Here is an 11,941-nt window from a genome sequence, read left to right on the forward strand (position 1 = left end):
TTTTATTCTTCAGTTTTCTCATGTACAAAGCTTATAAATTCATCCATTTCTTCTTTTGTGGCAAACTTCGCTGTATACATATAATTCCCCATAGCTTCTGAAAAAATATCCGGCATTCTCTCGTCCATCACAATTGCATTTCCATATTTCTGCTTAATTTCATCGTGTGAATGAACATAATTTTTGTTGTCACGACGGCTGGCATAAACACAGTAGTTTTTTTCTATATTTTCATTTAATTTAGCTTTTTCGATTTTGTCAAAGGCAACCATGTCAGCCCAGATTTGATAAACGTCAGTATTGTTGGCATAATTATACATATCAGGAGTATATCCGCCTGCAGGACGCATATTTGCTTCCAGTCCTACATAATCCTCTTTTTTGCCTAGTCCTTTTTTATTTTTATTCAGTTTAAAAAATTCAAGATGTATAAATCTGCTTTTTACTCCAAAGCCTTTCACAGCCCGTCTTCCCGCATCCAGTAATTTTTCAGGCATTTCTTTTTCTACATAATAAAATACATCCAGCCCCTTATTTACAATATCCATGACAGCAGGTTCAACTATCCCTGTTTCAAAAATAGGATTCCCGCTGGAATCAATAATTGCGTCATAAGAAACCAAGTTCCCGTCAACATATTCTTCCATAATATATTTCACATTTTCATTACAAGTTTTAAAAAATTCCTTCAATTCTTCTTCATTCTTGATTTTATGAGTATCGCTCGCTCCAACTCCGTTATCAGGCTTAGCGACTACTGGGTACCCAACTTTATCAATAAATTTTTTCGCCTTTGAAAGCGTTGTTACCAATGAAAAGTCAATAAATGGTATTTCTGCTTTTTTATATGCTTTTTTCATTTTAGATTTTTCTTTTATATTTGCAATTTTGTCAGCTTTTATTCCAGTTGTAATATTAAAATCCGAACGAAGTCTCGCATCCTGCATAAGCCAGTATTCATTATTTGACTCAAGCCAGTCGATTTTCCCATATTTATGTGTAAAAAAAGCCACTGCCTTTAATACTTCATCATAATTTTCAAGACTGGAAACTTTATAATACTCCGTCAGGCTATCCTTTAATTTTTGATTCAATTGATCGTATTCTATATCAGCAATTCCTAATACATTTATTCCATTTTGTTTCAATCTATCGCAAAATTCACAGTTAGTTTTTGGAAATTGTGGCGAAATATAAACAAAATTCATAATATCTCATCTCCTTCTACCATTAAATTGATCTACTATTATTATTTTTGTAATTTATTTTTTTAGTAATTATATATTATTATAGCATAATTTTTTAAAAAATGTAAATATTATATTTTTTCATTATTTATTATTTAAGTTTTTTTATTTAAAAAAGTTAATATTAATTTTTATTTTAAATTTTGAAAAATCATTAATTTATGCTATAATGAATTAATATAATTTAAACATACAAATGGAGGTTATTATGGATTTTGATAATAATAAAGATGAAATGGATTTTTTAAACGAAGAAAAGAATACCGAAAGCAATCAAAGTAAACATCATTTTAACAACTTGGAAAAATTAAACGAAATCAGAAATGGAGTAACAAATAATTCTAATGATAAAACAGATGATTCTAACAGTTTTCAAACTGCCAGTAATAATAGAACAGAATCTCTCACTTTAACGCTGGATCCTTTAACAATAAAAAATATGAAATTTATTGCACTTATATTGAAAATTTTTTCAGTTTTGGGAATAATTTCCGGCGTACTTCAATTATTAATGTTCTTCTTTATAGTTCCTCTTGCTACTGGTATTTTTTCTATTTTAATCGCATTAAAATTTTTTAAGTCAGCCAGTTTTTTGGAAGAGGCTGTTCTTACGAATGATGAAAATAAATTAAAGCTGTATTTTAACGAGCAGTCCAAAGCTTTAAAACTATACGTTATTTTCATAATTGTCAGCATTGTTCTTACTGTTATCTTTTTCATTTTTATTTTTTCACTTGCTTTAACAGGTATTTTGGGTCATTCTAACTCTAACTATTATTATAATTCATATTAAATCTTAAATTTATAAAATTTGATATAACTAAAAAAGAATCCCTAAAAATAAAAATAGGGATTTTTTATTAAAATTATTTTCTAGAAATTCGTTTTAAAATTTAATTTGAAAATATCTCTAAACACTAGAAATTACTACAGTTTTTATTTTTTTTATTACCTCATAGCCTTCATTAATCATAACTCCCCATATAAGATTAACATGCTTATCTTTTATAACATCTGAAATTCTCTCTGTTATCTGTCCAATATCCGCAAGTGATACATTTCTCCCCGTAGTAAAATTTATCAAAACTTTTTTTGCATTTTCCAATTTTCCCTCAAACAGATTATTTTTCATAAGCTGCTCCATTATCTTGTCAACTGCATTATCCCCCTTGCCTTCTCCAACCCGAATAGTCGTATCCTTTGAATTATGCAAAACAGCTTTCACATCTAATAAATCAATATTCATAAATCCAACTTCCGTCAGAATATTTACAATACTTTCAATGCCTTCCTTTATAATCTCGTTGACTTTAGCATAGGCCACTTCAAGCGGTTCTTTCCTATCTATGTGATTATACAATTTTTCGTTAGGAATAACAATCAGGCTATCCGTAATTTTCTCAATTTTTTTCATCCCAGTATTGGCAATTTTCAACGTTTCAAACCCTTCCAGATAAAATGGACGTGCAACAATACTAATAGTAAAAATGCCCAATTTTTTTGCAACTTCAAGAATAATAGGCAGTATTCCGCTTCCAGTAGCCCCGCCAATTCCTGAAACTAAAAATAAAATATCTGTACCTTTAATCAATTCCCGAAATTGATTTTCACACTGAAATGCCACTCTTTCAGCCTGTTCCCTAGTGCATTCCTTAACTCCAGTATCCAAAAAGATCTTTTTTTCTGCTCTGCTAAAATTAGAGTTCCTGTTATCCGTATCAATCGTTATATATTCTATTTTCCGCACATTTGAAGCTATCATAAAATTAACAAAATTTATCCCCATCCCGCCAATTCCAATAACTTTCATACTCATTTTATCCTTCATGCCAATCCCGCTCTTGCAAATACAAATTATTGCAAATCTCCCTTCTATTGAAAATATTTAACTTTGAAATTAATTTTTTGTTTATAGGTATATTTTAGCAGATTAGAGGGGGTATTTCAAGGGAGAGAATCTAATTATGAAGTAAAAAAATATTAATTTTATAATTTATTTAATTGTTTCGTTATTTCATTACTACTTTTATTTTTCTTTGATAAAATTCTTTATACTAAAATAGTTAAAAGCAAACTGCATAACATTACATTATTTTTACCTTTCACAATTTATAAATTTTATATTCTTACTTTTAAAAGTATACCTCAAAAATTCAATTTTTCAAATTTTATAATACTTAAGACAGAATAAAAATTTAAACCATAAATAATTTGAATAAAACAAAAAAGGAATACCTAAAAGATACTCCTCTCATACATTATTTACTTCCTTTTCCACCAATCTTCTCAAAAACAATCGACTTTGTTGCTACATAAAGCAAAATCGCTATTAACAAAGGTAATACAATTGATGTCAATAAAATTATTCCAATAATAACTGGCGTATCTTCAACCAAGTCTTTTGAGATAATATTTATTTCCTTTGAGAAATTATCAATTTTGGCTTTTGCACTGTCAATTTGTCCTGGAATGTTAAAAATGCTTTTGGATTGATCCAGCGAAAGCATCTCATCCTTCACTTTATTTAGCCTTCCCAAATCCTGATTTAGTTCAACAATTGCAGGTTCCTTGTATTCCTTTTCAAAATAGCTTGATATTGTCGAATTTACAAATATTGCACTTGGTAAAACTATGTAAATATAAAGCAATATGAAAAATGAATATTTAGAAATCTTTCTAAAAATTTTTGTAACTTTATTTTTATAAATAGTATATGGAAAAATTGTAATTAATGAAATAAATGTCAAGATTGTAGCCAATTTCACCTTAAAAATTTCATAATAAATCGTTTCCAGCTTCAGTATAACAACGCTCGCAAGCGACACTTTCCACAAAATGTTTATCATATCATAAATAGGCTGAACAATATCCCCAATTTCAATTTCCATTCCAACGATCATACTGACATTAACCGTACTTCCTTCAATAATATCCGTAGTCCCTTTCAAAAGCGACAATGTTAAAAACATTTTTTTAGATTCTTCATAAGTTTTTTCCAAATACGGCATTGTCAAATGTTTAAAAAAATTAAAAATTGTATGTTCAAAAATTTTATCCATTATTCCAAAAATACATAAAATCAATCCAATTACAATTAATATTTTAACCAAAAGGTTCTTTTTATCCGAATCCCACTTTTGAAAATCATTTTTCTGATTTTTTTCCAAATTTTTTCCCTCATCCGCTGTCATCACAGCCTCATTTTTTTCTGCCAATTAATCTCACTCCTTTTTCCTTTTGTTATTTCAATTATTTTCAAACATTTATTAATAATGACAAACTTGTTTGATAATTTATTTTAGAAATTATAACATTAAAATTAAGTTGTCAAATAATTTTAATAATTAAGATATTTAACATTATCTTTATTTAATCCCACTCCAATAACTTTCTCACTACATAAGAAGCCAGTACAAGCCCCGCCGTCCCTGGTACAAATGAATTGCTTCCAGGCGTAGTTTTTCTCGGAATTTTATTATTTTCCCTAAATTCAGTCGGTATTTCTTCCTTAAATAATTCAGATTTATTTGGCCGCACAGGTATTTCCCTTGAAAATACTGCCGGAACATTTGTAATCCCCTTCTTTTTCAAAATACTTCTAACAGCTCTTGCCATCGGACAAACGGAAGTATTTTTTATTTTTGCAATTTCCACCATTTCAGGGTGCATCTTGTTACCAAATCCCATTGAAGAAATAATATTTATTTTATTTTTCACACAATATTCAATCAGATTAACCTTGCTCCTAATAACATCAATCGCATCCACAACAAAATCATATTTATTATTATTTAAAGAATCATTTTTAGAATTTTCTAGAATTTCATCAACATCATCATAAACCAGCCTTTTCACAAGCTCAACCTTACAATCCGGGTTAATATCTAATATCCTGTCTTTCATAACATCAATCTTAGGCTTTCCAATCGTACTCCTAAGCGAATGCAGCTGTCTATTAATATTCGACTCCGAAATCTCATCGAAATCAACCATAGCAATATGTCCAACTCCAGATCTTGCCAAAGCCTCCACAGTATAAGAGCCAACCCCGCCAACTCCAAACACAATTACCCTTGCGTTTCTCAACTTCTCAATTCCGTCTTCTCCCACCATCATAGAAAATCTGGCAAACGTCTGATTTTTAGCACCCAATTTTAGCTCATCTCCCCTTTCAATATAGATTTTTACTATTCCTTATCTAAAATTTCGCTCATATTATATCATAAATATATAAAATGTAAATAGCAGGAATATAAATTTTTTTATAAAATTTTGCTTCTTATCTTTATCGTTATAATTGCTGTCATTAAATCAAAAACGCCGTGATTTTTTAGAAATAGGTGCTAATTTAAATCCATAAAGAATAAAATAACAAATAAATATAGTTATTGAAAAAAACATCAATTTATAATATAATTAACATAAATTTAAAGAAAGGAGCTTGTATAATGTAACTATATTATACAAGGAAAAAAGATACCTATGTTTATAAATACTATGAAAACAGGTTTATTAATGTTTGGGCTAGTTTTTCTCTTTGTAGCAATTGGTGGCGCATTAGGAAGTCAAAAAGGAGCGATAATCGGACTTCTTATTGCCGGAGGAATGAGTTTTTACAGCTACTGGTTTAGCGATAAGATGGTTATAAGAGCGTATAATGGGCAGGAAGTTACTCCTCAAAATAATCCAAGATTATATCAGTTAATACAAAGGCTCGCAAGAAATGCTGGTTTACCAATGCCAAAAATTTACATAATTCCAGAACGTCAGCCAAACGCATTTGCAACTGGGAGAAATCCTCAAAATGCAGCGGTTGCCTGTACTGCAGGATTGCTTGAACTAATGGATGATAATGAACTGGCTGGAGTTATGGCTCACGAGCTGGGGCATATAAAGCATCGCGATATCTTAATAAGTACGGTTGCTGCCACTTTCGCTGGAGCAATTGTTAATATAGCAAGATTTTTACCTTATATATCAAGTGGAAATAATAGAGATGAAGATAGAAGAACTAATATTGGAACTGCGATACTGCTTTCATTTCTAGCTCCAATAGCGGCTTCAATAATTCAGATGTCCATTTCAAGAAAACGGGAATATATGGCAGACAGAGCTGGAGCAGAATATTCAGGAAATCCTTTGTATTTGCGTAACGCATTACAAAAACTGGAAAGTTACAGCCATCATATTGCAATGAACAGACAAGATCCTGCAACGGCGCATATGTTTATTATAAATCCATTTTCAAGCCTCGGTAACTTTAACGTAAAAAATTTATTCAGTACGCACCCTTCTACTGATGACAGAATAAGAGAACTTGAAAAAATGGCAAGAGAAAAGCATTTATTGTAATTTTTACGTTTACGTTTACTTTAAGAAAATATTTTAATAAAATAATTATTTTTTATTTTTCTTGAGAATTTACTCTAAATATGATAAAATGTATAAAATTTACGAAATATGGAGAATTGATATGATTAACACTTTTACATTTTTGACATTATTGTTACTTTTTGTACGAATTTATTCATTTGTTTCACTTTTATTTTTAAGCGGCAAACAGGTACAGTTTGCAGAAAGAATAACTGTGCTAATATTATTATTCGAAGTTCTGATTATATTTTTATATTCTTTCTTTGCTTCGTTCCGTTATTTACTGCCGCCAGTTTTAATGCTATTAAAAACTTCAAAGTTTTTAATTTTTAATAATTTTTCAGTAGTATGTCTAATTTATTCCCTTTTAAATCTGGTGTTAAGCTTTACATTCGGAAGCCAAAGAATCTTCAAATTTATAAATAGATTTTTGGTTGGGATAATTTTCTTGACAAATATTATTTATGGATTCTTATTAATAGTCTAAAATAAATAAAAAGTGCACTAAATAGAATTTATCTAAATGGTACACTTTTTTTATTTTTATTTCAAATAATCTAACCTTCCTGTTTTTCAAGAATCATATTTACCTCTTCAAGAATTATATCTGGATTTAATCCATGAACTGCAATCCCCTCTCCCAGCGTTTCAGCACTCGAAATAATGCAGCCAACACATCCAAGCCCATATCTCATAAGCACCTGCGCTATAATCGGATATTTTTCAACTGCTTCCATTATATTCATATCTTTTGTCACTTTTTCCATAATCATTTCCTCCTGTTTAAAATTTTTATTTTTCATCTATCTAAAGTAAGTATAACAAATTAAATCATCTCAGTCAACTTTTATAAACAAATATTTTTTATCTCAAATAATATTTAAAATTTTTAAACAAAAAAAGATTGAACTGGAATTATTATAATCAATGCTTCCAACTCAATCTATAAATCTATTTTAATTTATTTTACCTTATTTTGCAGCTTCATACTTTTTAGATACTTCATCCCAATTTATAACATTGAAAAATGCTGAAATATAATCTGGACGTCTATTTTGATAATTTAGGTAATATGCGTGTTCCCATACGTCTATTCCTAAAATTGGAGTCCCTTGTGAACATCCGCAAGGTGTTGCTCCTGGCATTAACGGGTTATCCTGGTTTGCAGTCGAAGTTACTTTTAATTTCCCATCTTTATTTACAACAAGCCAAGCCCATCCTGAACCAAATCTAGTTGCTGCGGCTTTTGAAAATTCTTCCTTAAATGCGTCAAAGCTTCCAAATGCTTCGTTTATTTTTTCGGCTAGCTCTCCTGTAGGCTCTCCTCCTGCGTTAGGTCCCATTATTTCAAAATACAGATTATGGTTGTAAAAACCTCCACCATTGTTTCTAACAGCTCCACGTATATTTTCTGGCAATATATCCAAATTTGCTAAAATTTCTTCTATTGGTTTTTCCAAAAATTGTGGTGCATTATTTTTTAGCGCTTCATTTAAATTGTTTGTATAAGCTGCATGATGCTTTCCATAATGGATTTCCATAGTTTTTGCATCAATGCTTGGCTCCAATGCATCAAAGTTATACGGTAATTCTATTTGTCTAAACATTTTTTATCACTCCCAAATTTATTATCATGATACATTTTAGCACATTAATTTTATAAAATCAATAAAAATTTATATTTTTTATGAATTTGTTATTATTACAATTATGAATGAGTTAAATAAAATATTCACTATCACCTGTCTGTCAGAAATTTATGCTACTCCTTTATAATATATCCGACACTTCTTACAGTTTTTATAATTTTTTGATCAAATCCCTTATCTATCTTAGATCTTAAGAAATTAACATACACATCTACAATATTACTTTCTGAAACAAAGTCTATATCCCAGATTTTTTCAGAAATCATAGTTCTTGTAAGCACTCTGTTCTTGTTTCTTAAAAAATATTCAAGCAGCAAAAATTCTTTATTTGTCAGCTCAATTTCTTTTCCATCACGTTTAACTTCTCTGTTTGCAGGATTTAATGTTAAATCGTAAGCCGTCAAAATTCCCATTTCGTCTTCTGTCAAACGTTTGTTTAAAATTCTTACGATCGCTCTGAATTTAGCAGAAAGTTCTTCCAGTCTAAAGTCATTATATATGTAGTCATCGATTCCCTTTAATAACGCCTCTGTCTTAGCATATCTGTCATCCTGTTCAATCGCCATCAAGATATAGCTTTGTCTTTTATATCTTATTATTCTTTCAATTGCCAATGGGAAATCTTCAATTGAACTGATGTCTAGAAAAGAGATATCAAGGGATTCTGTCTTTAATGCATCCAGCATTTGTTCCTCGTTTTCTGCCAATATTACATTAAAACTTAATTCTTTTAACAGCTGACCCACTACCATTCTGGTTTTTTCATTTTTATTAAATACTAATACTTTCATTTTTTTGTCGTATGATAAATATATTAATGCTTATAATATATTTAAAATACTTCTCCTTTCGCATTTATTTACTTTCGTTTTTGTTTTCTAAATTTTCTATTACTTTATTAATTACGTCATTCATCCGTCTTGATGCCACAGAATCGTTTGAAATAAATGGTAACCCGCTATCACTAGATTCTACGATATTCCCATCTAATGGTATTGAGCCTAGAAAATCTATTTTTTTCTCTTGGGCCAACTTTTTAACACCGCCTTTTTTAAAAATATTCATTTCCTTTTGACAGTCAGGGCAAATAAAACCACTCATATTTTCAATTATACCAAGCAGATTTAGATTTATCAGTCTAGCAAAATTTATTGCTCTTGTGGAATCCAGCAAAGAAACTTTTTGTGGTGTTGTAACAATTATCGCTTTTGAATCTGTGCCTATATTTTGTGTAATACCTAATGTTTCATCACCTGTTCCTGGCGGCAAATCAACTATTAAAAAGTCAATTTCTCCCCATTTAATTCCTTCCAGCATTTCCATTATTGCTGTAATTTTTTGCGGGCCTTTCCACACAACTGGTGAATTATCTGGAATAAAAAAACTTAATGATGATATATGCAAATTTTGGGTTATTTCCAGCGGTTCAGCGATTTTTGAAAGTTTTACGCCTTCTTTTCCAAACATAAGCGGGACATTGGGTCCATGCAAATCAGCATCAAGAATACCAACCTTATAGCCTCGCAATGATAATCCATAAGCTAAATTAACAGATACTGTTGTTTTTCCAACACCGCCTTTACCGCTCATAATTACAATTTTATGCTTAATATTGGACATATTGGAATCAATTCTTTGTTTTCGTTCAGCTAAAGCTGGATTAGTCTGCATTCATTCCTCCTTACTCTAAAAATATTTTAATTTTATTTAACTTCCCTACTTTAATTAAAACATAAACTTAGAAAAAATACAAGTTATTTTTTAAAATTTTTTGAAAAAAAATTAATTCATTTGTTAATATAAATAAATTATAAATAAAAATTTTTTTTATTAAAAAATAAACTGGACTAATTGCTCTCTTTTTTATATAATATATTTAAACTACTTTTAAAATATAGAAATTTTTATACATATGTTTTTACACTAATAGATTTTTAAATTCGATTTTCAAGTAGTTTTATTATAAGTTTAATTAGGAAAGGAAATTTTATATGAATATTTATTTAAAAGCCAGTCTGCGAAGATTACTGTTATTTTTAATATTGTCATTGTCCCTTATATGCAAGACAAAGACAGAAGACAAATATTTCTGGTATTCCCCGAGGGAAGTTATTGCAAATGTGGATAAATTGCAGCCAGGAGATATTCTTATTTTATCAAAAAGGCCAACTTTACGTTCAATGTGGGGACACGCCGCCGTTCTTAATGAAAATAAAAAAGTAGTTGAATTTCCCTCATATTCTGCTGGTTACAGCGAAAGCCCGCTATATGCCTGGCAAAATATCAATAGAAAAGTAGCTATTTTTAGGCTAAAAGGGATTGATAATAAATTTAAGGCAGCATTATTCAAAGAAATTGATGAAACAACAACAAAGCCATATGGACTGACATTTCACAAAAACTTTGATAAAAGACTTTATTGTTCACAGTTCATTTATATAGTGTTTAAAAAGGCGGGAGAAAAAGTCGGACGTGAAGTAAATCTTGACTCCAATGGCGGCGGCTGGGTTATGCCATTTGATATAATGGATTCTCCATTGCTGGAAAACATTTCTATTTATAATTAATAAATTTTACTATAAAAAGCTCCCATATGAGAGCTTTTTCAATTTGTTCTAATATTTTCCCAAACCAAGTTGTTGTTAATATTATTTCCCATTTAAATAATAAAAAACAATTAAAACTATAATTAAATCTAAATCTGAAAATTAGAAATTTCTGACAATTTCGTCAAATCATACGGTGTACCCTGATAAACGTGGTGATTTACCCAGTTGGAAAATAGTAAATTTGCGTGAGCCCGCCATATAAAAAGCGGTTCTTTGCTTACATCATCATTTGGATAATAATTAAACGGAACTTTTATATCTTTTCCTAATTTCACATCTCGTTCATATTCTTTTGCAAGCGTCATTCTATCATATTCCAAATGTCCCATAATAAAGATATTTCTTTTATCCTTAGTACGGACAATGCTGACTCCCGCTTCCTTAGAATTTGCGATAATTTCCAATTCTGGTACTTTTTCAATATCTTCTACACGTACTTCCGTATGTCTTGACTGCGGCATATTAAACACTTCATCAAACCCACGCAGCAGCATCGTATGGAAAATATCAATTTTTAAAGGATAAATTCCAAAAAGCTTTTCTTTTAACGGATATTTCTTTATTCCATAATGATAGTAAAGTGACGCCTGCGCCCCCCAGCAAATGCACATTGTCGAATAAACGTGAGTTTTGCTCCATTCCATAACTTTTGTCAGTTCCTGCCAGTAGGCAACTTCTTCAAAAGGCAAATTCTCCACCGGAGCTCCTGTTATAATTAAACCATCAAAATAGTCATTCCTTATATCGTTAAAAGTTTTATAAAAATTAGACATATGCTCTTCTGAAATATTTTTTGATACGTAGGAAGCCATTTTCAAAAAGGTAACTTCCATTTGAAGCGGAGTATTACTAAGCAATCTTAATAGCTGAGTTTCCGTTTCAATTTTTGTAGGCATAAGATTTATTATTATAAATTTTAAAGGACGAATATCTTGCGACAATGCCCTATTTTCATCCATTACAAAGATGTTCTCCTTTGCTAAAATATCTACAGCCGGTAAGTTATTTGGTATTTTTATAGGCATTGTGTATTCTCCTTTCGTAAAAATTTATTTTAAATTTT

General features: G+C 29.9%; 12 protein-coding genes. 3 read left to right on the forward strand and 9 right to left on the reverse strand.

The window, feature by feature from the left end; genetic code table 11:
* Positions 1-2: 2 nt before the first annotated feature.
* Entirely contained in the window at positions 3-1,208 is a 1,206-nt protein-coding gene (locus HW275_RS10365) for an acetyl-CoA carboxylase biotin carboxylase subunit family protein (protein ID WP_178936486.1), read from the reverse strand.
* A 247-nt stretch (positions 1,209-1,455) separates the two neighbouring features.
* On the opposite strand from HW275_RS10365, the gene HW275_RS10370 reads away from it, so the two are divergent.
* Complete coding sequence (locus HW275_RS10370; RefSeq protein ID WP_255460091.1) at positions 1,456-2,040, forward strand: DUF5362 domain-containing protein; 585 nt, start codon at positions 1,456-1,458, stop codon at positions 2,038-2,040.
* 117 nt (positions 2,041-2,157) lie between these two features.
* On the opposite strand, the gene HW275_RS10375 is transcribed toward HW275_RS10370, so the two are convergent.
* From HW275_RS10375 to HW275_RS10385, 3 genes are all read right to left on the reverse strand, one after another.
* On the reverse strand, positions 2,158-3,063 hold the full coding sequence (locus tag HW275_RS10375; RefSeq protein ID WP_255460092.1) for a cell division protein FtsZ: 906 nt from the start codon (positions 3,061-3,063) through the stop codon (positions 2,158-2,160).
* A gap of 442 nt (positions 3,064-3,505) precedes the next feature.
* Positions 3,506-4,462 (reverse strand): hypothetical protein, encoded by a 957-nt coding sequence (locus HW275_RS10380; protein ID WP_178936488.1) that lies wholly within the window; start codon positions 4,460-4,462, stop codon positions 3,506-3,508.
* A gap of 154 nt (positions 4,463-4,616) precedes the next feature.
* Positions 4,617-5,363: a ThiF family adenylyltransferase gene (locus HW275_RS10385; RefSeq protein ID WP_370464358.1), complete on the reverse strand. Its 747-nt coding sequence runs from the start codon at positions 5,361-5,363 to the stop codon at positions 4,617-4,619.
* Positions 5,364-5,729: 366 nt separating this feature from the next.
* On the opposite strand from HW275_RS10385, the gene htpX reads away from it, so the two are divergent.
* The gene (gene htpX / locus HW275_RS10390; protein ID WP_178936490.1) at positions 5,730-6,599 is read left to right on the forward strand and encodes a zinc metalloprotease HtpX; all 870 of its coding nucleotides are present in this window, start codon (positions 5,730-5,732) and stop codon (positions 6,597-6,599) included.
* Between the two features lie 578 nt (positions 6,600-7,177).
* On the opposite strand, the gene HW275_RS10395 is transcribed toward htpX, so the two are convergent.
* The 4 genes from HW275_RS10395 to HW275_RS10410 form a co-directional block, all read right to left on the reverse strand.
* A complete protein-coding gene (locus HW275_RS10395; protein WP_178936491.1) occupies positions 7,178-7,387 on the reverse strand; it encodes a DUF1858 domain-containing protein in 210 nt (69 codons plus the stop codon).
* Between the two features lie 204 nt (positions 7,388-7,591).
* Complete coding sequence (locus tag HW275_RS10400) at positions 7,592-8,227, reverse strand: superoxide dismutase (protein ID WP_178936492.1); 636 nt, start codon at positions 8,225-8,227, stop codon at positions 7,592-7,594.
* 155 nt (positions 8,228-8,382) lie between these two features.
* On the reverse strand, positions 8,383-9,060 hold the full coding sequence (locus tag HW275_RS10405; RefSeq protein WP_021769808.1) for a response regulator transcription factor: 678 nt from the start codon (positions 9,058-9,060) through the stop codon (positions 8,383-8,385).
* A gap of 64 nt (positions 9,061-9,124) precedes the next feature.
* Positions 9,125-9,940, reverse strand: a complete 816-nt coding sequence (locus HW275_RS10410) for an Mrp/NBP35 family ATP-binding protein (RefSeq protein ID WP_178936493.1) — start codon at positions 9,938-9,940, stop codon at positions 9,125-9,127.
* Positions 9,941-10,260: 320 nt separating this feature from the next.
* Here HW275_RS10410 and HW275_RS10415 point away from each other — a divergent pair, with 320 nt between their 5' ends.
* Positions 10,261-10,836 (forward strand): YiiX/YebB-like N1pC/P60 family cysteine hydrolase, encoded by a 576-nt coding sequence (locus HW275_RS10415; RefSeq protein WP_178936494.1) that lies wholly within the window; start codon positions 10,261-10,263, stop codon positions 10,834-10,836.
* Positions 10,837-10,964: 128 nt separating this feature from the next.
* Here the strand turns inward: HW275_RS10415 and metA are convergent, their stop codons facing one another.
* Positions 10,965-11,903, reverse strand: coding sequence for a homoserine O-succinyltransferase (metA, locus tag HW275_RS10420; protein WP_178936495.1), 939 nt, complete (start codon positions 11,901-11,903; stop codon positions 10,965-10,967).
* Positions 11,904-11,941 lie beyond the last annotated feature (38 nt).

The organism is Leptotrichia sp. oral taxon 223 (assembly GCF_013394795.1).
In the GTDB taxonomy this organism is placed as follows: domain Bacteria; phylum Fusobacteriota; class Fusobacteriia; order Fusobacteriales; family Leptotrichiaceae; genus Leptotrichia.